The organism is Frankia sp. CpI1-P (assembly GCF_001421075.1).
GTDB lineage: Bacteria > Actinomycetota > Actinomycetes > Frankiales > Frankiaceae > Frankia > Frankia torreyi.
In genome coordinates this window covers 149,341-169,425 of sequence record NZ_LJJX01000010.1, presented here as the reverse complement: position 1 = coordinate 169,425, position 20,085 = coordinate 149,341, and the positions used below count along the sequence as shown (strand labels likewise).

Below are 20,085 nucleotides of genomic sequence, written 5' to 3'. Positions count from 1 at the left end.
GTCGTTACCACCCGCGATCCGCAACGCCTCCAACACCCGCAACACCCCCATCCCCGTCGTCTCCCCCGTCAACTCCGCCTGCTTCCACGACAGTCCGACGAACGAGATCGCCCCCAGGTTGTACACCTCGTCCGGCTGCGAGATCTCCACCGCACCGATCAACGACGAAAGATCCGTCAGATCACCCTCCAACAACACCACCCCCGGCACCACCCGCTCCACCACCGCCACCTTCGGGTTGGACTGCCCCCGAACCAACCCGAACACCTCATAACCCTTCGCGGTCAACAACTCACCCAGATACAACCCGTCCTGACCGGTAATCCCGGTAATCAGCGCACGCGGCACGTCGTCATCCTTTCTTTCGCCGGGGCGAGCCGGCGGCGGCGGTCGTCGTCGTCGTCGCAAAGAAACGGTTCCAGTCAGGCCCGGACGTCACCGGAGCTGCACACCGCCTCGACGCCGAGCGCGTCGGCGGCGGCAAGGGTGGCCCGGCTCGACGCGAGCAGTTCCGCGGTCACCGCGGCATCGCCGCCGCGGCACATCCGCAGGAAGGCGGCCGCGGCATCGCGGTGCCCCTTGTCCTGGACCCCCTTCCACACCGACCGGCCGTCGACGACGAGCTCCCGGTAGTCGTCGATGCGGACATGGCGGCTCCCCGCCAGGGCCTCGACCTGTTCCTTGCGGGCTGCGCGGGGCCGGGCGGAGCTGTAGGCGATGGTCGACAGCGACCCGTCGGCGTGCCGCAGCGACACCGCCAGGTCGGGGGCGAGCAGCAGCTCGGCCTCCCGCCCCGCGAGCGCCGCGACCGCCTCGACCTCGCTGCCGGCGAGCGCCGCGCAGGTGTCGACGAAGTGGCACACCTCGCCGAGCAGGCGACCCCCCTGGACCCGGTCGTTGTACCAATGGCCGGCCGGTACCGCGCCGGCCGCGATCCGGTAGACGGTCGTGAGCGGCCCGGTCCGCGCCGCCAGGGCCGCGCGGGCGGCGCCGACCGCAGGCGAGAACCGCCTGTTGTAGCCGACGACGAGCGCGCCGCCGCCGACCGCCGCCGCCTTCTCCACCCGCTCCAGCTCGTCGAAGCTGAGCGCGAGCGGCTTCTCGCACCACACGTGCCGCCCCCGTTCCAACGCCCGGGCGGCGAGCCCCGCGTGCGTGGCGTGCGGCGTAGCGATGACGACGACGTCGATGTCGTCGTCGTCGAGGACGGCGTCGGCGCCGGCCACCGCCTCGGCGAAGCCGTGCCGGTCGGCGAACGACCGCGCCGAGCGGCCGCCGGCGGAGGCGACCGTGACGAACTGGTCGAACCCGGCGGCCCGGAACGCGGGCAGCAGCACCGCCCCGGAGAACGTCCCGGCGCCGATCCAGCCCACCCGGCTGCCGCGGCGCCCCGCCGGCACCCCACGCTGGCGCGGCAGTCCCAGGCGGGGGCGGGGGCGGAGGCGCGGCGCGGCGGCGAGCCCGGGCGCGGGCAGCCGCTCCGCGTCGTCCGCGGTCCGCCCGCCCGCCGCCCGCCCGCTCGCCGCCCGCCCGCTCGTGTCGTCCGCGGTGCGCCCGCCCGCGTCGTCCCCGGGCCGGCGGCTCGCCGGCAGGGCCGGGACCTCGGCCGGGTAGTCGAACCGGATAGCCAGGTACGGCTCGCTGCGACCCGCGACGAGCTCGTAGGCCCGCGGCGCCGCGTCGATGGGAAAGGCGTGCGTGACCAGGTCGTCCACGCGTAGCCGGCCCGCGGCGAGCAGGTCGAGCACGGCCTCCTGGTTGCGCCCCTCGGTCCAGCGCACCTGTCCGGCCGGGTAGTCCACCCCCCAGTCCTCGTACCCGCGCTCGTAGCGTCCCGGTCCGTAGGAGCGGGCGAAGCGCAGGGTGAGCTCCTTGTCATAGAACGGCGCGCGCAGCAGGCCCAGCCCGACGTCGCCGACGACGACGAGCTGCGCGCGGTCGCGGGCCAGCGCGGTCGCCCGCATCACCGGCTCCGCCGATCGGCCGGCCGCGCAGATGAGCACCGCGTCGGCCCCACGGCCCCGGCTCCAGGCCCGCACCGCGGCCGTGGTGGCCTCGCCGACCTCGGCGAGCGCGTGCACGCCGACCGCCGCGGCGGTCGCCAGCGGCAGTTGCGCCAGGTCGATGCCGGCCACCTCGCAGCCGCTGGCCAGCGCCAGCCGGGCGGCGAGCTGGCCGACCAGGCCCAGGCCGACGACGACGACCTTCGCTCCCGGCCCGACCTCGGCGAGGCGCAGCCCGTGCAGAGCGATGGACCCGATGGTGGCGAACGCCGCCGCCGCGGGCTCCACCCCGTCGGGCACCCGCGCGCACAGCAGCCCGGGCACGGCCTGGAACTCGGCATGGTTGGCCCGACCCGCACCGCCGGTGGCGACGAGGTCACCGGGGCGGATGCCGGCGACCGCCGAGCCGACCTCGACGACCCGGCCGCAGCCGCTGTAGCCGAGCGGCACATCGCCGCGGAGCCGGTCGCGCACCGACCGCGCCGCCGGCACCAGTCCGTCGGTCCGGGCCTTCTCCGTCACCTTGCGCACCAGGTCGGGGCGGGCCCGCGCCTTGGCCAGCAGCCCGGCGCGGGCGAGTTCGGTGACAGCTCGTTCGGTGCCGGCCGACACGATCGTCGCCGCCGTCGCCACCAGCACCTCGGTCGGGCCGATGACCGGCACCGGCACGTCGAGCACCCGCACCGCTCCCCCGGATGCCGCCTGGACCACCTGTTTCATCGCGCGAACCTCCGGTGAGCGTCGGCGAGCCCGGCCCCCGGCCGGTAGCGGCCGGGGGCGGCCGCGCGGGACACCCGCACCCGCATCGTGCCGCTCAGTGTAGTTGATGCATTACATTCAGCGATGAACGCCGCTCGTGCTCCACCCGACGTGTCAGAGCCGGAGGAACGCCCGTGCTGGGAGCGCCGGCCGCCGCGTGCATCGTCACCCTGGCGGCGACCCCGATCGTCATCGTCTGCATGCGGCGCCTGGCCGCGATCGACGAGGTCACAGCGCGCTCCTCGCATCAGGCACCGACCCCGCGCGGCGGCGGCATCGCCGTGGTGCTCGGCCTGTTCGCGGGCGTCCTCGTCATGCTCCTCACCCGTGGCGGCGCCGACTCCCCCGACCTGTTGCCGCTGACCGCGGCGGCCTCCCTGTTCGGGCTGATCGGGCTGGCCGAGGACGTCGGCGGGGTCACCGCGATGCGGCGGCTGGCCCTGCACACCGCCACGTCGTTCGTCGTCGCGGCGATGGCGGTGCTCGGCGCCGTGCTCGGGGACGCGACGCCCGGCCTCCTCACGGTCCTGCTGGTGACCGTCGCGGCACCCGTCTGGATCACCGGCTTCGTCAACGTCTTCAACTTCATGGACGGGGTCAACGGCATCTCCGCGGTCACGGCGGCGCTGGCGGGCGGGGCCTTCGCGGCCCTCGGCGCCGCGCAGGACCTGCCCACGGCGACCGCCGGCGGGGTCCTCGTCGCGGCCTCGGCGCTCGGCTTCCTGCCGTTCAACTTCCCCCGGGCCCGGGTCTTCCTCGGCGACGTCGGCAGCTACGCGCTGGGTGCCGTGCTCGCCGTGCTCACCGTCCAGGCGGTGCTGGCCGGCATCCCACCGGAGTCGGCGCTCGCCCCGACCGCTCTTTACCTGACGGACACCACCGCCACGCTGGCGCGACGGATCCGCGCCGGGGAGCAGTGGTACTCCCCGCACCGCTCGCACGCCTACCAGCGGCTGACCATCGCCGGCTGGTCGCACGTGCGGGTCACCGGCCTCGTCGCCGCCGCGACGGCGGTGCTCATCGCGCTCTCCCTGGCCGCCTTCGGCCCGCTGCCCGGCCGGCTCGCCGCGGACGCCGCCGCGGGGCTGGTGCTGCTGGCCTACCTCCGTGCACCCCGGTGGGCGGCGCGGCGCGGCCGGACCGCCGCCCACCCGCTCACGGCTCGCCCCGCCGCGCCGTCGCCCCACCAGCCCGCCCGGCTGCCGGCACAGCGGCGGACCGACGACGAGCCGGACCGCCGGGCAGCGCCGGGGAGGACCCGATGACGAGGATCGCCCTGTTCGGCGCCACCGGTTTCATCGGCGCCGCGTGCGCGGCGGCGCTGGCCGGCGCCGGCCACGAGGTGCTGCCCCGCCCGGCGCGCCGGTTGTCGGTCGACGGCGAGGCCCTGACCGGGACCCCCGAGCGCGCGTACCGACCCCACCTGGCGGGGCTCGCCGCCGAGCTCGACGGCTTCGGGGCGGTCGTCAACGCCGCGGGGGTGGCGGTGTCGGCCGCCCGGCTGTCACCCGAGCTCGTCGGGGGCAACGCCGCCTGGCCCCGGCTGCTCGCGGACGCCTGCGAACGGGCGGGGGTGCCTCGGCTCGTCCACATCAGCACCGCGGCGGTGCAGGGCCGGGTCGACCGGCTCGACGAGAGCCTCCACTACGCGCCGGTGAACCCCTACGCCCGGTCAAAGACCCTCGGCGAGCAGCTCCTGCGCGACGCGGCGGCGGCCGGCCGCGTCGAGGTGATCCTCTACCGACCCCCCTCCGTGCACGGCCCGGGGCGGCGGATGACGACCGCCTTCGCCGCGTTCTGCCGCCGCTGGCCCCTGGTGACGTGCGGGGACGGCAGCCAGCCCGTGCCGGTCGCGCTGATCGGCAACGTCGGCGCGGTGGTCGCCGCGATTCTGGCGGCGACCACCGCGCCTCTGGTGGTGTCCCATCCCTACGAGGGACACACCGTGCGCAGCCTCTACGGGACGTTCGCGCCGGGCCGACCGCTGCACCCGCTGCCGACGCGGGCGGTCCGGGGACTGCTGCGCAGCGCGGAGCCGACCGGGCAGTGGCTGCCGCCGCTGAGCGCGGTGTGCCGCCGAGCGGAGCTGCTGCTGTTCGGCCAGGGACAGCAGCGGGGCTGGCTCGACGCGCGGGGCTTCCGGCTGCCGCTCGGGCAGCCCGCCTGGGACGAGGTCGCCGCCGCGACACGCGGACGAGGCACTACCAATAATCACTCCAAGTAAGGTCTACGCTACTTTTAGCAATAGTCGTCGACGGCTGGAGGTCGAACTCCGTGTCCCCCCTGCCCGGCCGCCGCGTCCTGGTGGTGACGCACTACTTCCCCCCGGAGATCGGGGCACCGCAGGCGCGGCTGTCGGAGACGGCCCGGGCGTGGGCGGCCGACGGCCTCGACGTCACCGTGCTCACCGGGATGCCGAACCATCCCACCGGGGTGATCCCGCCCGAATATCACGGCGCCTGGCTGCGCACCGAACGGGTCGACGGCTACCGCGTCGTGCGCACCCGGCTGTACGCCACCCCCAACGAGGGCGTGGTCCGCAAGACGCTGTCCCACCTGTCGTTCATGGTCTCGAGCGTCCTGCTCGGCGGCTGGCGGACCGGCCCGTGCGACGTGGTCGTGGTGTCCTCGCCGACCTTCTTCCCGCTGGGCTCGGCGTGGCTGCTCGCCCGGCTGCGGCGGGCCCGGCTGGTCGTGGAGGTGCGCGACCTGTGGCCCGCCATCTTCGAACAGCTCGGCGTCATCACCGACCCGCGCGTCCTCGGCCTGCTCGAACGCCTCGAACTGGCCGCCTACCGGGCCGCCGACGCCGTGGTCACGGTCACCGAGGGCTTCCGCGACGACATCGTCCGCCGCGGCATCGCGGCAGACAAGGTGCACGTCGTGCGCAACGGCGTCGATCTCGACCGGTTCCACCCCGACACCGTCGCGCCGGTCGGCCTGCGCGCGCGGCTGGGCGCGCCGGGTGGGGAGACCCTCGTGCTCTACATCGGCGCCCACGGCATCTCGCACGGCCTGACCGCGGTCGCCGACGCCGCCGCCCTGCTCGATGACGCGCGGCTCGATGACGCGCGGATCCGGTTCGCCTTCGTCGGGGAGGGCGCCGACAAACGCCGGCTCGCCGAGCACGTCCGCGGCCTGGGGCTGACGAACACGGTGCTGCACGACGGCGTGCCCCGCGAGCAGGTGCCGGGCGTCATCGCGGCCGCCGACCTCTGCGTGGTGCCGCTGCGAGACGTGCCGATGTTCGACACGTTCATCCCGTCGAAGATGTTCGAGCTGCTCGCCGCCGGTCGGCCGGTGATCGGCGCGGTGCGCGGCGAGGCCGCCCGGATCCTCACCGCCGCCGGGCAGGTCGTCGTCCCCCCGGAGGATCCCGCGGCGCTGGCGGCCGCCGTCGCGCACCTGGCCGCCGACCCGGAACGGCGGGCCCGGATGGGGCGCGCCGGCCGGGCGCACGTCGAGCGGCACTTCGACCGCGACGAGCTGGCCCGGTACTACCGCCGGCTGCTGTTCGACCGCGCCACTGCCGACCGCGCCACTGCCGGTCGCGCCGACAGCGACGGGCGAACCCCCGGCGTGCCGGACCCTACGGTCCCGGCGCAGCGGGTAGCGACACCCGCCCCGGACCACGACCCGGCCGGGCAGCAGACGGCGCTGACACCTGGATCGGAGGCACTGGCTTGAAGATTCTGGTCACCGGGGCAACGGGGTTCCTGGGCAGCCGGGTGGTGCCCCGCGCGCTCGCGCAGGGGCACGAGATCGTCGGGCTGGCGCGCAGCGCCACGGCCGCAGCGGCGCTGCGCCGGCAGGGGGCTGCGGCCGTCACCGGCGACCTCGACGATCCGGCCGGGCTGGCCGCAGCGTTCACCAAGGCGGACTGCACGGCCCTTCTCAACATCGCCTCGCTCGGCTTCGGCCACGCCGACGCGATCGTGTCCGCGACCCGGGCGGCGGGCATCCGCCGGGCGGTGTTCCTGTCCACCACCGGGATCTTCACCTCGCTCGACCCGCCGTCGAAGCGCGTGCGGATCGCGGCCGAACACACGATCGAGACCAGCGGGCTGGACTGGACGATCATCCGCCCGACGATGATCTACGGCGGATCGGACGACCGCAACATGGCCCGGCTGCTCGCGCTGGTACGCCGCGTTCCCATCCTGCCGCTGCCGGGCGGCGGGCGGCGGCTGCACCAGCCCGTGCACGTCGACGACCTGGCCGCGACCGTGCTGCGGGCGCTGAGCGCCGACGCGGCGGTCGGGCGCGGCTACGACGTCGCCGGTCCGCGGGCGCTGTCCCTGCGCCAGATCGTCGCCGCAGCCGCGGCGGCCGAGGGTCGCCGGGTGTACTGCGTTCCGGTCCCGGCCCGCCCGGTCCTCGCCGCCGCCCGCGCGTACGAGCGCCGCGCCGCCACGCCGCGGCTGAAGGCCGAGCAGATCGCCCGCCTCGCCGAGGACAAGGCCTTCGACATCGGCCCCGCCATGCGCGACCTCGATCACCGGCCGCGGCCGTTCGGCGTCGGCATCGCCGAGCAGGCCGCCGCGCAGCGTCGCGCCGCCGGCCGGTCCGCCCCGGCGGCCCGGGCGAGCCGGCGGGCGCGTGTGATGAGCCGGCCCGACCAGCTACGCCGGCTGATCCGCGACGTCCGCGACGTCGCCGCCGTGGCAGGCGGATCCACCGCGCTGCGCTTCGGCGCCGCGATCGCCCACCACGCCCCGGCCGTCCTGCGCACCGGCACCCTCGACGCCGCCGACCGGGCCATGGCCCGGGGCAGCCACACCTACCGCCCGCTGCCGGGCGTCCAGATCACCCTGCCCGGCGGGGCGTTCGGGGGCGCCCGGGAGATGTACTGCCGCGGGGTCTACCACGCGCTGCCCGGATTCGCGCCGGCGGCCGGGGAGATCGTCGTCGATCTGGGGGCGAACCAGGGCCTGTTCTCGGTGCTGGCGGCCCGGGCGGGGGCCGACGTCATCGCCGTCGAGGCGCAGCGCGGCTTCGCTTCCGCCTTCGTCAACCATGCCGCCGCCAACGGCGTCTCCCACCGCATTCAGCTTCTGCACGCCCTGGTCGGGCCGTCGACCGGGGTGTTCGCCGACCCGCGGGCGCGCCACGGCGCCACCCACTGGGAGGGCGACGTCGACGGGCTGACGATGGCCCAGGTCCTCGAGTCCGGGGGCGCCGACCGGGTGGACCTGCTCAAACTCGACATCGAGGGCTCCGAGTTCGCCCTGTTCGACGAGCCGGGCTGGCTGGAGGCGGTCGGCCGGCTCGTGATGGAGGTGCACCCCGCCTTCGGCGATCCGGCGGCTCTCGTCGCGCGGCTGCGCCGCCACGGGTTCGAGGTGACCCTGCTCGCCAACGACCTGCGCCGCGTCCGGGATCTGGCCGGGGCCTCGTCGGGATACCTCTACGCCCGCCGCGACGGGTGGTCTGCGGGCACCGCGGCCGCCGGCCCGCCCGCCGCAGTGCCCGCCGGGATACCCGGATGAGCCGGGCGGGCGGCCCGGTCCTCGTCGACTGTGCGGGGGCGCAGATGGGCGGCGCGTTGCGGTTCCTGACCGAGCTCGACGGGTTCCTGGCACCGCGGCCCAGCGCCGGCGTCCGCCTGATCGGCCGCGGCCGGCGAGTCGCGCCGAGCTGGCTGGCCCGCCGCGAACGCCCCGGCCGCTACCGGCGCACCGTCGCCCTGAACAACGTCGGGTACCTCGCCACCCGCGGCGAACGCTGGGTGTTGCTGCGCAACGCGCTGCACTTCCTCACGCCGGCCGAGGTCCGGGCGCTGCCCGGCGGGCTGCCCGCCGACATCGCCCGTGCCGCGCCCGTCGTGCGACTGCTCGCCCGCCGCGCCGACGTCGTCGTCGTGCCGGCATCGTCGATGGCCGAACGGGTCCTCACCGCCCTGCCGGACCTCGCCGACCGCGTGGTCGTCCGGCCCCACCCGCTGTCCCCCCCGCCGAGGCCCGGCGAACGCAGCCGCGGCACGATCCTGTGCCCGGTGCTGTTCGCCTCGTTCAAGCCGATGGGCCGGCTGCTCCGCCTCGCCGACACCGCCGCCGCGATGGTCGCCGAGCAGACCGGCGAGCCGGTGTCGATCGTGGTCACGGCTACCGACACGGAGGCCCGGGTGCAGGGCCTCGCCGACTGCCGGTCGCTGCGCTTCGTCGGGCGGCTCACCCCCGCCGCCCTGCGCGGCCATCAGCGGCGAGCCGGCGCCCTGCTGTACCCGACGACGGCGGAGTCCTTCGGCTACCCCCTCGCCGAGGCCCGACTGGCCGGCCTGCCCGTGATCGCCCGCGACACCGGGCACAACGCGGAAATCGCCGGTCCGGTGCTCGTGCCGTACCGGGACGAGTCCGCCGACGATCTCGCGGCGGCGATGCACGCCACGCTCACGCTGACGCCACAGCCCGAACCCGCCAACCCGTTCGATCCCGTGGACTACTTCACCTGGCTGCTCGATGCGGAGGAACCGGCGCTGTGATCACCCGAAGCCAGCGGCCCACCGCCGACTCCCGCGAGCCGGCCCCGCCCTCCGGCGGCCGCGCGGGCTGGCCCGTCCCCTACGACGCTGCCGGGCGCGACGCGACCACCGGCCAGGCTACGGCCACCGGGCAGGACGCGGCCACCGGGCAGGACGCGGTCGGCCCGGTGCCCGCGCCGGGATCCGTTCCGGTGACCGCGATCATCCTCGCCCGGAACGAGGCGCCGAACATCGTCCGGGCGGTCGGCTCCGTCGGCTGGTGCGAGCAGGTCGTCGTCGTCGACTCCGGCTCGACCGATGACACGGTCGAGCTCGCGCGCCGCAGCGGCGCCGCGGTCTGGCACATCCCCTGGCGGGGCTACGCCGGCCAGCGTCAGCAGGCCATGATGTCCCCGGAGGTCCGCCACGACTGGGTGTTCTTCCTCGACAGCGACGAATGGGTTTCGACCACGCTCGCCACGGAGATCGCCAGTCGGCTGGGCACGGAGGAGTGCGTCGCGTACAGCCAGCGGCGCCGGTTCGTGTTCGACGGCCGGTGGATCGCGCACAGCGGGTGGTACGCCAACAGCTGGCAGGCCCGTCTGCTCGACCGGCGGGCCGCCTCCTTCGACGACAGCGTCAACTACGGCGAGCGGGCCAGCGTGGCCGGTCCGGTCGCGCGCCTGGCTGCCGACCTGATCGACGAGGACCGCAAGGGCCTCGCCGCCTGGCTGCGCAAGCACGTGCACTACGCCGAGCTGGAGGCGCAGCGCCGCACGGCCCAGCCGGCCCTGCGCGAACGGATCTCCCGCATCCGCCGCGAGATCCGTCATCCCGGCCGCTCGACCCGCCCGCTGGGTCGCAGCATCGCCAAGGACGTCGTCTTCCCGCTCGTCCCGGCGAAGCCGGCGGCCCTGTTCTGCTACATGTACGTGCTGCGGGCCGGTTGGCGCGACGGCCGGCAGGGGCTGCTGTTCTGCCTCTACTACGCCTGGTACGAACTCACCGTCGGCGCACTCGCCCGCGCCGGTCACACGGGCGCCCCCGGCGCAACCGGTGAGCCCGGCAGGGGCGACACAGCCGCGGCAACCGCGCCGGGTGCCGAGCGCGCAGTGCCCGTCCCCAGACAGCGCACGATCCCCGCCGGCGCCGCGAAGGGACCGATCGGCGCATGAACCCCCCGGCGGATCTCGGTCGCTACCTGCGCACCGTCGCACGCCTGCGACCACGTCAGGTCACCGCCCGCGCGCGGCTACGCGGACAGCGCGCCGTGCTGCGCCGCCATCCCCCCCTGACCGCGGCGATGCTGCGCGGCCGCCCGTCGGCGGGGCAGTGGCCGGCCGGGTTCGTCCCGGTGGACGAGACGTGCCCACCCCCGGGTCCGACCGTCGACGAGCTCGCCCTCGGCCGGCTGACCCTGCTCGGCCATGCCCGCCCGCTCGGCCACCCCGACCCGCTGAGCCACACCGACCCACCCGACCCTGTCCGCGACGTGGACGACGATCCGNCGCGCTGGGACTGGGAGCAGGCCGGCGCCCCGCTGTTGTGGCGCTACCACCTGCACTACTGGGACTGGGCGTGGGCGCTGACGCCCGGCGGTGATCGGGAGCGCGCCCTGTTCGCACGGCTCTACCTCGGCTGGCGCGCCGCGGTCACCGTCGGCCATCCGGTGGCCTGGTCGCCCTACGTCGCCTCGCTGCGGGCCTGGACGCTGTGCGCGCTCGGCCCGACGCTGGCCCGGGACACCCCCGCGCGGGACGTGCTGCGCGCCGATCTGGGCGTCCACCGATCGTTCCTGCGGATCCACCTGGAGACCGACGTCGGGGGCAACCACCTGCTGAAGAACCACAAGGCACTGATCGCGCTGGCGGTGGCCGCCGACGACCCGAGCGGGCTGCGCCACTGGGTCGACCAGCTCGTGCGCGAGACCCGCCGGCAGGTGCTCGGCGACGGTGGCCACTACGAAAGGTCGCCGTCCTACCACTGCCAGGTCCTCGCCGACCTCGACGACGTCGCCGGATTGCTCGCCGCGGGCGGGTGGGCCGTACCGATCGAGCTNCTCGACGCCATCACCCGGATGCGGGCCTGGCTCGGTGCGGTGCTCGGTCCGGACGGCACGGTGCCGCTGCTCAACGACGGGTTCCCGGTGCGCCCGGACCTGCTGCGCCGGCTGCTGCCCTCGGTGCCGGCGCAGCCGCCCCCACCCGGCCCCGAGGTGAACCCGCCCGCCGGCGTCACCAGCCCCGCCGGCGTCACCAGCCCCGCCGGCGTCACCAGCCCTGCCGGCGCTCACGGCCGGACCGGCGTCCCGGCCGCCACGGGTGCGGGGGGACCAGGCCGGGCCGGCGGCCTGCTGCTGGCGGACAGCGGGCTGGCGGCGCTCACGGCCGGTAGCTGGCATCTGCTCGCGGACGTCGGCCTGCCCTGCCCCGACGACCTGCCGGCGCACGCGCACGCGGACACCCTCGGCTTCCTGCTGTGGCTGGACGGCCGCCCGCTGCTCGTCGACGTGGGCACCTCGACCTACGCACCCGGGCAGCGCCGGGACGCCGAGCGCGGCTCCGCCGCCCACAACACCGTCACCGTCGACGGCGCCGACTCGACCGAGGTCTGGGGAGCGTTCCGCGCCGGCCGCCGCGCCCGCCCCACCCTGGTCACCATGCGCCACCGCGATGAGGTGGCGACTCTGACCGCAGGGCATGACGGCTACCNCCACCTGCCCGGCCGGCCCATCCACTGGCGCACCTGGCGGCTCGACGCGGANGGCCTCACCGTCTCCGACCGGATCAGCGGCGGCGGACGACACCGGCTTGCCGTGCTGTTCCACTTCGCGCCCGGGGTGACGCTGGCCGCCGCCCGCCGGCCCGGTCCCGGCGGCCCACCGGAGCCCGCCGCCCTCGACGTCACCACCCCCACCGGGAGATGCCTGCTGCTGCGCGCCGGCGGACCCGGCCGGTGGCACGTGCGCACGACCCGGCGAGCAACCGGCTGGGAACGGACGGTGGCCGCCCCCACCGCCGAGTTCCGGTTGGACGCCGAGCTGCCCGTCGAACTGCACGCGACGCTGACCGCCCGCGCCCCGAGTCACTCCTCCGACCGGCCCCCCGGCCCCAGCCGCGCCGCCAGTCCCCTCGACGCCCCGCGTCTGCCCGCCGCCCCACCTCCGCTCGACGCCTCGCATCCCCTCGACGCCCCGCGTCGCGCCGACGCTGACCCGTCGCACTGAGCGCCGCCGCGAGGGCGGGTTGAAGTACCTGCGGCCGAGCCTCGCCCGCGTCGATCCGATGCTCACCGGTCTCGCCGCCGAGGTGATCTGACCCGGCCACATCGTCTGGGACCTCGGCGCGAACCTGGGCCTGTGCACGTTCACCGCGGCGCGGGCGGCCGCGGGCAGTGATGGCGGTCAACGCGAGCCCGACGACCGCGACTGGCGACGGCGTGTCCGTAGCGGGGGTGGCTCAGGTGGGGTCGCGGGTGAGGGCGGCGACGACGCCGTGGCGATGCAGGACACGGAAGCCGAGCCCGCAGGCGGCGGCAAGCAGCTCGTCGGTGGTGACGCGGCGGCCAGCGAAGACCGTGTCGTGCAGCTCGATCACGGCGAGACGGCAGCCGTCGAGCGCACCGGGATCACCCAGCAGGAACGACGCCTCGGCCCCCTCGATGTCGCTGATGAGGTCGAAGGCGTCGATCCGACGGTCGGCCAGCAGGTGGCGAAGCGTCACCCCCGGCACGGCCACGGCGCCCGGACCGGCGGCGTTGTCGCTGGCGGTGGTGGGGGCGCTGGCGGTGGTGGGGGCGGTGGCGGTGGTGGGGGCGGTGGCGGTGGTGGGGGCGGTGGCGGTGGTGGGGGCGGCGGGAGTCGTGTCGCGCAGCCGCGAGCCGAGGGTGGTGGCGGCGATGTCGAACAGCACCGGGCCGGGCCGTTCACTGATCGCCAATGCGGCGACGTCGAGCGTGAGGTGGGCGGTGTGTGGCTCCAGCCGTCGCCGCAGGCCGGCGGCGAGGTCGGGGTTGGCCTCGACGCAGACAAGACGGGAGCCGGGAGCCAGCCGGCTGGCGATGTGCGCGCCGGTGACGCCGAGGCTCGCGCCGAGTTCGACGACTGTCCCCGCCGGGCCCACGTAACGGTGGATCATCCTGATCTCGGCNGTTTCGTAGAGCCGCCAGAACAATGCCGCCCGCTGCCGCGGAGTGAACACCGGATCGGTGACGTCGAAGCGGACGCCGTGGTTGCGGATCCGGTTACGGGTGGCGGCGCCCACGACCGCCCCCGCGGCCGGGCTCGTCAGCAGCCCAGCCGTCGAGATCTTGGCCCGCAGGAGCAGCCCCGCGCGGCTGGGCCGGTCGGCCGCGCCGGTCCGGTCGGCGGGACCCGGGCGCCCGCGGCGTGGGACGGTCACAGCAGCACGCTCAGCAGGGTGTCGAGCCGCTGCTGGTAGGTGTGGTCGCGGTGGCTGCGGGCGCGGGCGGCGTCGCCCAGCGCCCGAACGCCGGCCCGGTNGGCGGCGCAGCGTTTCAGGTGCGCCATCAGTTCGGCGAAGTCGGTGAAGCCGAGGATCTCCCGCTCCTCGGTGAACAGCTCGGGCAGCGCCGCGCGCCGCTCGCAGACGACTGTCGCGCCGCAGGCGGTCGCCTCGAACAGGCGGCAGTTCACGCTTTCCATCTCGGCCGGGTGCAGCGCGTTGATCACGGCGAGGGCACCGCGGAAGACGGCGGCCTTCGCGGTTCCGGTGACGAAGCGGCCGGTGTGGCAGGCCAGCACCCGCGGGTCGCGCAACCAGCGCGGCGGCGGCGGACCGTACAGCCGCACGGCGATCCCGGCGTCGAGGAGCTGGTGGACGAGCCGGACCCGCACTCCGTAGGTGTTGCCGACGAACACCGCGTGCGCCTCGTCGTCCACCGCCGAGGGCGGCCGGTGGCGCGCCGGGTTGCAGGCCTCGGGCAGGTACCAGGCGGGCAGGTCGAGCACGTCCGACAACCGGCGGGTCAGCAGCGGGTCGCTGAGGAACAGCGCGTCGTAGTCCCCCATCAGGAGGTACTGGCGCCCCAGGTTCACCACCGCGTCCGGGAACCACAGGCCCACGCGGACCCCCCGCCGGCGCAACGTCCGCACCGTCGAGGGCAGCAGCCGGGCGTCCGCCGAGAGCACCACGTCGAGGTTCTCCCGCTCAACCCGGTCGATCAGACGTCGCTGGTGGAGGTGGTCCGGCCGGTCCGACACGGTGCGCGCCGCAAGCGCCGCGCCGGCCAACCAGCGGCCCCGCGGCAGCGGGACCGCCGGACCCAGCGCCACGGCGTGCACCCCCAGATCGGGCAGGCAGTCGACGATGTTGTCGGCGAAGTCGTCGAGCCCCACCGGGCCGACAACCCCGACCCGCAGCGCGCCCACGGACGGTGTACCCACGGTCGGTGTACCCGCGGACCGCGCATCCATCGATGACGCCGCGTCGCGTCCAACGTGTTCGGTCACCTTCATCTCACCTTCCGCCACCGAGCGGCATCGGTCGGCGCATGCCCGCCGCCCGTGCCACGAGCAGCCCATATGCCCGCGCCGGTACCGTGCGGGCCGACACGTCGACCGCACGCAGCACCGCACGGAACAGCAGCAGGAACGACGCCGTGTAGGCGACGGACGACGCGATCGCCGCACCCTCGATCCCGAGGACCGGCACCAGCACCGCGAGACCCACGACGGTGAGCACGCTGCCCACCCCCTCGCAGCGCGCAACGGTGAGCGCCCGGTCGAGGCCGCGCAGCACGTCGTCGGTGACCCGGTTGCAGCCGAGCAGGGCCGCGCCGGGCGCGAGCAGCCACAGCAGGTGGACGCTCGGCGCGTACCGCGCGCCGAGGACCAGCGGGACGACCAGCGGGGCCANCGCACTCATCGCCCCGATGACGACGATCCCGCAGGCCAGGCTCGCCCCGACGGCAATCATCGCGGTCCGCCGGGAACTGGTGGGCGTCCGATCCGCGTCGGCTGCGCCGCCCTGGCGGGCCAGCCGAGGCATGGCGACGTTGCCGAAGGCGACGCAGATCGGCTGGCTGACCAGGCTCATCGACACCGCGACGGCGTAGTAGCCGACCTTCGCGGGTTCGACGAGCAGGGCGAGGAGGAGGATGTCGAGCTTGGTGCTGAGCAGGTAGGGCAACGTCGAGAGGAACACCCCGGCGCCGTAGCGCAGCAGTCGGTGGGCCTCCCGCCGGCGGATCCGGCCGCGATCGGGGACGTCGAGACGCCACAGCAGTGCGGCGAGCGCCGCCTGGACGGTGATCGACACGAGCAGGCACGCCACCGTGGCGCCGAGGGTGAGCCCGACCGTCGCTGCCAGCACCCCGATGCCGGCGAGGTGGAGCAGTGGCTGGACGGCCCGGGTCAGGTTCCACATCGCCAACCGGGTCGCCTGCAGCGCGAAGACCCAGCAGGCCGAGACAAAGATGATCGGCTGGGCCGCGAAGACGACACGGAAGGCCGTGGCCGCCGCATGATCGTGCGGCAGGACCAGCGACGCGGCGAAGAACCCGCTGACACCCACGACCGCACCGAGAGCCAGCAGCAGCGCCCCGCCGGTACGCACGACGTCGGGGGCCCGCCGCGGGTCGCGGGCGACGAAGAAGCAGATCGCCGCGGTCAGTCCGCATTCGCCCACCGCCGCCGCGGCCAACGCATAGGACGTCACCACCGCGTAGGCTCCGCGGCCGGCCGGTCCGAGCAGTCGGGCCAGCAGGACGCTCATCCCCGCCCCGACGACGGTGACGGTGAGACTCGTCGCGGCGCTGGCCCGCACCCCGGCGAGGTATCCACGGTCACGCTCCACGGACCGGTGCCGTCCCGCCAGAGCCCCTGCCTGCCTGTCCGGGCGGCGTGCCGTCACGGGTTCACGTCGTCTGGTTGCGGGGGAACGGCGTGCGGTGCAGAGCCGCGACGACCGGGTCGAAGCGGGCCCAGCCGGGATGCAGCGCGAGCACGTTCGCGGTGAACTCCCCCTCGTCGGCGAGCCCTCGGNGGGTCAGGTTGAACAGGCGGTAGCCGGCCCTGGCGAGGACGTCGATCAGCTTGCCCCGCGCCTGGTCACCCCGGCGGGTCAGATGACTCGGCAGCATCTCCAGCAGCACCGCGGGGCGGTGTGCGCGCAGCAGCTCGGTGGCGCCGAGGAGCACGTCGAGCTCGAACCCCTCCACGTCGATCTTGATCAGGTCGGGACGACGATGGCGGGCGGCATGCCGGTCGAGCGTCGTCGCCGGCACCGTCAGCACGGCCGCGTCTGCCGGGGAGACCACGCTGCCCGGGGGGACCTGGTGGGTCAGTCCCGAAGCACCGGGATGCAGGCGCAGCCTGACGGTCCCGGCGGTGGAGCCCACTGCCGCGGCGGTCGGGCGAACCTGGGTCAGCCCGTTGCGGGCGGCCAGGGCGGTGAGAACCGCGCGTGGCTCGGGCACCGGTTCGAAGGCGTGCACCTGACCGGTCGGCCCGACCGCGCCCGCCGCCCACAGCGTGTAGACGCCGATGTTGGCGCCGACGTCGTAGCAGCAGTCACCCGGACGCAGAACGGTGTCGAAGACGCCGGCCAGCGCCGGCGGTCGGTAGCACAGCTCGACCAGGTCGCGGACGGACCCGTCGCGGCAGTCCGGCAGCTCGAAGACCATTCCGTTGGTCAGCCGGCCGCGCAACGGTCCGGTGAAGCGGGGGGTGCCACGCACCCAGCCGGTGACCCGGTCGCGCCCGCGGATGTCCGGCAGCGCCGCGGCCAGCCGCCCGGCCGCGCGCCAGCGCAGCGGGGCGCGCGGCGCCCCGGTCGCGCACGGACCGGTGGTTGCGGCAGTCCCGGAGACAACAGAGGTCACTCACTCTTTGTATCAGATCGATTACCAAGAGTGTGGCAACCTGTCGCCGCCCGGTCGGAAACCCCCGCTCAGCCGCCACCCGCCCGGGAACGCGGCGCCCCGCTCTGCCGGGGTACAAGCGCCGCCGGCGGCCCGGCCGCCCGGTTGCGGAACCAGTCGACGGTCCGGCTCAGCCCGTCCACCAGGTCCACCCTGGGTCGCCAGTCGAGCGCCTCCCCGGCCAGGGTGACGTCCGGCCGACGCACACTGGGATCGTCCTGGGGCCGCGGGACGAACACGNTCGACACCTCCTCGCCGCACAGCCGCACCACCAGCCGGGCGAGTTCCAGCATCGACAGCTCGCTCGGGTTGCCGAGGTTCAGCGGCCCCGGATGCTCGGCGTCGAGCATCCGGACCAGACCGTCCACGAGGTCGTCGACGTAGCACAACGAGCGGGTCTGCGAGCCGTCGCCGGCCACGGTCACCGGCTGGCCGCGCAGGGCCTGGGTGATGAAGGTCGGCACCGCCCGGCCGTCATCCGCACGCATCCGGGGGCCGTACGTGTTGAAGATCCGCACGATGCCGGTGCGAGTGCCGTGGGTGGCGCGGTGCGCGGTGGTCAGTGCCTCGGCGAAGCGCTTGGCCTCGTCGTACATGCTGCGCGGGCCGACCGGGTTGACGTGACCCCAGTACCCCTCGGGCTGCGGGTGCACCTGCGGGTCGCCATACACCTCGGAGGTGGACGCCAGCACGAACCGGGCCCCCTTGCGCCGCGCGAGCTCCAGCAGCCGGCGGGTGCCCCAGGCGCCCACCGCGAGCGTCTCCAGCGGCAGCGCCCGGTAGTCCACCGGCGAGGCCGGGGAGNCCAGATGCACCACCGCGTCGACCGGCCCGGCGACGTCGACGGACCCGGTGACGTCGCGGCGCAGCATCCGGAAGGCGTCCAGCGCCCGCAGCGGGTCGATGTTCTCCGGCCGGCCGGTGAGGAAGTTGTCGACGCAGATCACCTCGGCCCCGCCGGCCAGGAGTCGCTCGCAGAGATGACTACCGAGGAAGCCCGCTCCCCCGGCGACGACGACACGCATGGACATCACAGCTTCCCCAGCTTCTCTGGCGGAGCCGACCTCGGCGCACCCGGCCGGGCGATCGGGCCGGGTCAGGCCGCTCACGAAGAGTATGACTCATAGCACAGCATGTCACGGTCGACTTGGATGACCCGCCGATCCCGGCCGCGATGACCGCCCGTTCGGACCGGACGAGGGACCGGTTCCACAACACATATCTACAGTGTGTTGATTAACGAACACGCATCGTGAAGACTGGCGCTCCCGGCAGNCCGACAGCCGACAGCCCGACAGCCCGACAGCCGGCCGGCCGCTCGGAGCGGNGGCCCCGAGGAGGCGCAGCATGCCCATGACGTCCACCTCCCGGCCGACGGCCGTCACCGCCGTCGTGCCCCATCCGATCCAGCACTTCGCGCCGCTGTACCGGGCCGTCGGCGAGGGACCGGTGGACCTGCGGGTGCTGTTCCTGTCCCGCGCCGGCCTCGACCGCTACTTCGACCGGGGCTTCGGAGCCGAGGTGCGCTGGCGGCCGGACATCACCGCGGGTTACCGGCACGAGTTCGTCGCCGACCTGCCGCTGCGACCGGAGTGGCGCCAGCCGGTGGCCAGCACCCGGGCAGCGGGCCGGGTATGGACGGCGCTCGACCGGCTGCGGCCCGACTGCGTGCTGGTCCACGGCTACCGCCACGTCGGCTCGCTCGCGGCCCTCGCCTGGGCCCGCCGGCGCGGCGTCGGCGCCCTGATGATGGGCGACAGCGAGCTGCTCGGCCACCGCGCGGCCCGCGTGCGCGCCGCCAAGCGGCTCGCCCTGCCGCCGCTGCTCGGCCGGGTGGACGCGTTCCTCACCGTCGGCGACAACAACGAGGACTATCTCGCCCACTACGGCGTCCCGCGGGAGCGGATGTTCCGTACGCCCTACCCCACCGAGCAGGCCGCACTACACAAGGCGGTGACCGATCGGGCCACCCACCGCGCCGCCGTCCGCGCCGAACTCGGGATCGCCCCGGACGCGGTGGTCGCCCTGTGCGTCGGCAAGATGATCTCCCGGAAACGCCCGCTGGACATCGCCGACGCCCTGCGGATCGTCGCCCGCGCCCCACGCAGGCCCGACACCCGGGAGCTCGTCGTGATCATGGCGGGCGACGGGGTGCTGCGGCCCGCCCTCGACGCGGCGGCTGCCGGCCTCGACGGCGCGCTGCGCGTGGTGGGCTTCGCCGACCAGGAACGACTGCCCCGCCTGTACGCCGCCAGCGACCTGTACCTGCATCCGGCACAGCGTGATCCGCATCCGCTGGCCGTGAAGGACGCGGTGCTGTGCGGCCTGCCGGTGGTGGTCAGCGACCGGGTCGGGTCGATCGGCCCGACCGACGACGTGCGCCCCGGCCGCAACGCCCGGATCCACCCCGTCGGCGATGTCGGCGCGCTCGCCGGCATCCTCGACGAGCTGCGCCGCCGGCCCGACCTGCTTGCCGCGATGGCGTTGGAGTCGGAGAAGGCGGTGCCGGACATCGACCTCGACGCCTCGATCGATGGGTTCCACCGGGCGGTCGCCACCGTGCGCCGCTCGGCGCGGCCGCGGTGACCCGTCCCGACCGCACCGTCCCGACCGATCTCGCGGGCCGCCCGCACCCCGCGATCCCCGCGCTTCGCGCCCCGCACCACCACCGCCCCCGTCACCGACCTCACCGGCGATCCATCCCCATCCAGGAGCGACGATGACCACGACGCCGACCGTCACCCGCGACGACCTGCCCGACACCACGTCGCGGTACCTCGATCTCCTCCGGTCCACCCTGACCTGCTCCCTGTGGGACGGCGGGGACGGCAGCGTGTGGGAGGCGCGCGGCGGCGCCCGGCGCATCCTGGCCCTGGCCGCCGAGCGTCAGGGAGTGGAGATCGTGAAGAGATCCTCACCCGATGCCCGCGGCGACGGGCGGGACTGGCCGAGACTCGCGCACACGATGACCGGCGACGAGCN

Annotated in this window: 14 protein-coding genes and 9 pseudogenes; 12 read left to right on the top strand and 11 right to left on the bottom strand. The window is 75.0% G+C overall.

Annotation, left to right across the window (positions count from 1 at the left end; all coding sequences use genetic code 11):
• Positions 1 to 348 (bottom strand): GDP-mannose 4,6-dehydratase (locus FF86_RS09540; protein WP_128423505.1); only part of this gene is annotated, 348 nt, incomplete at its 3' end.
• A gap of 74 nt (positions 349 to 422) precedes the next feature.
• Entirely contained in the window at positions 423 to 2,723 is a 2,301-nt protein-coding gene (locus FF86_RS09535; RefSeq protein WP_044883022.1) for a bi-domain-containing oxidoreductase, read from the bottom strand.
• Between the two features lie 173 nt (positions 2,724 to 2,896).
• On the opposite strand from FF86_RS09535, the gene FF86_RS09530 reads away from it, so the two are divergent.
• From FF86_RS09530 to FF86_RS63630, 10 genes and pseudogenes are all read left to right on the top strand, one after another.
• Complete coding sequence (locus tag FF86_RS09530) at positions 2,897 to 4,027, top strand: glycosyltransferase family 4 protein (RefSeq protein WP_052680877.1); 1,131 nt, start codon at positions 2,897 to 2,899, stop codon at positions 4,025 to 4,027.
• On the top strand, positions 4,024 to 4,986 hold the full coding sequence (locus FF86_RS09525; protein WP_044883021.1) for an NAD-dependent epimerase/dehydratase: 963 nt from the start codon (positions 4,024 to 4,026) through the stop codon (positions 4,984 to 4,986). The genes FF86_RS09530 and FF86_RS09525 overlap by 4 nt, the downstream gene beginning before the upstream one ends.
• A gap of 50 nt (positions 4,987 to 5,036) precedes the next feature.
• The gene (locus tag FF86_RS09520) at positions 5,037 to 6,449 is read left to right on the top strand and encodes a glycosyltransferase family 4 protein (protein WP_044883020.1); all 1,413 of its coding nucleotides are present in this window, start codon (positions 5,037 to 5,039) and stop codon (positions 6,447 to 6,449) included.
• On the top strand, positions 6,446 to 8,251 hold the full coding sequence (locus tag FF86_RS09515) for an FkbM family methyltransferase (protein ID WP_044883019.1): 1,806 nt from the start codon (positions 6,446 to 6,448) through the stop codon (positions 8,249 to 8,251). The genes FF86_RS09520 and FF86_RS09515 overlap by 4 nt, the downstream gene beginning before the upstream one ends.
• Positions 8,248 to 9,243, top strand: a complete 996-nt coding sequence (locus tag FF86_RS09510; RefSeq protein ID WP_044883079.1) for a glycosyltransferase — start codon at positions 8,248 to 8,250, stop codon at positions 9,241 to 9,243. The genes FF86_RS09515 and FF86_RS09510 overlap by 4 nt, the downstream gene beginning before the upstream one ends.
• Entirely contained in the window at positions 9,240 to 10,397 is a 1,158-nt protein-coding gene (locus FF86_RS09505) for a glycosyltransferase family 2 protein (protein ID WP_044883018.1), read from the top strand. Before FF86_RS09510 ends, FF86_RS09505 begins: the two co-directional genes overlap by 4 nt.
• Positions 10,398 to 10,891: 494 nt before the next feature.
• Positions 10,892 to 11,280, top strand: a pseudogene (locus FF86_RS63635) (heparinase II/III family protein); the annotation flags it as partial.
• Position 11,281: 1 nt separating this feature from the next.
• A pseudogene (locus FF86_RS44530) lies at positions 11,282 to 11,933 on the top strand (heparinase II/III-family protein); the annotation flags it as partial.
• Between the two features lies 1 nt (position 11,934).
• A pseudogene (locus FF86_RS44525) lies at positions 11,935 to 11,985 on the top strand (hypothetical protein); the annotation flags it as partial.
• Between the two features lies 1 nt (position 11,986).
• Positions 11,987 to 12,448: pseudogene (locus tag FF86_RS63630) on the top strand (heparinase); the annotation flags it as partial.
• A 232-nt stretch (positions 12,449 to 12,680) separates the two neighbouring features.
• On the opposite strand, the gene FF86_RS09495 reads toward FF86_RS63630, so the two are convergent.
• The 9 genes and pseudogenes from FF86_RS09495 to FF86_RS44495 form a co-directional block, all read right to left on the bottom strand.
• Complete coding sequence (locus FF86_RS09495; RefSeq protein ID WP_242418457.1) at positions 12,681 to 13,358, bottom strand: FkbM family methyltransferase; 678 nt, start codon at positions 13,356 to 13,358, stop codon at positions 12,681 to 12,683.
• 260 nt (positions 13,359 to 13,618) lie between these two features.
• Positions 13,619 to 13,722 (bottom strand): annotated as a pseudogene (locus tag FF86_RS44515) (hypothetical protein); the annotation flags it as partial.
• 1 nt (position 13,723) lies between these two features.
• Positions 13,724 to 14,626 (bottom strand): glycosyltransferase (locus FF86_RS09490; protein WP_242418444.1); only part of this gene is annotated, 903 nt, incomplete at its 3' end.
• 73 nt (positions 14,627 to 14,699) lie between these two features.
• Positions 14,700 to 15,097, bottom strand: a pseudogene (locus FF86_RS44510) (polysaccharide biosynthesis C-terminal domain-containing protein); the annotation flags it as partial.
• Position 15,098: 1 nt separating this feature from the next.
• Positions 15,099 to 16,037: oligosaccharide flippase family protein (locus tag FF86_RS09485; protein ID WP_242418443.1), on the bottom strand; the 939-nt coding region annotated here is incomplete at its 3' end.
• Between the two features lie 189 nt (positions 16,038 to 16,226).
• Positions 16,227 to 16,866, bottom strand: a 640-nt coding sequence (locus FF86_RS09480) for an FkbM family methyltransferase (protein ID WP_242418455.1), incomplete at its 3' end; no start/stop codon positions are given.
• 266 nt (positions 16,867 to 17,132) lie between these two features.
• Positions 17,133 to 17,343: pseudogene (locus FF86_RS44505) on the bottom strand (SDR family NAD-dependent epimerase/dehydratase); the annotation flags it as partial.
• 1 nt (position 17,344) lies between these two features.
• A pseudogene (locus tag FF86_RS44500) lies at positions 17,345 to 17,907 on the bottom strand (NAD-dependent epimerase/dehydratase family protein); the annotation flags it as partial.
• A 1-nt stretch (position 17,908) separates the two neighbouring features.
• The coding region (locus tag FF86_RS44495; RefSeq protein WP_242418454.1) for an NAD-dependent epimerase/dehydratase family protein at positions 17,909 to 18,128 on the bottom strand (220 nt) is incomplete at its 3' end.
• Positions 18,129 to 18,450: 322 nt separating this feature from the next.
• Between FF86_RS44495 and FF86_RS09470 the strand changes: the two genes are divergently transcribed.
• Together FF86_RS09470 and FF86_RS64025 are read left to right on the top strand one after the other, a co-directional pair.
• The gene (locus tag FF86_RS09470) at positions 18,451 to 19,689 is read left to right on the top strand and encodes a glycosyltransferase family 4 protein (RefSeq protein ID WP_236706237.1); all 1,239 of its coding nucleotides are present in this window, start codon (positions 18,451 to 18,453) and stop codon (positions 19,687 to 19,689) included.
• A pseudogene (locus FF86_RS64025) lies at positions 19,637 to 20,084 on the top strand (TylF/MycF/NovP-related O-methyltransferase); the annotation flags it as partial. The gene FF86_RS09470 and the pseudogene FF86_RS64025, both read left to right, overlap by 53 nt.
• Position 20,085 lies beyond the last annotated feature (1 nt).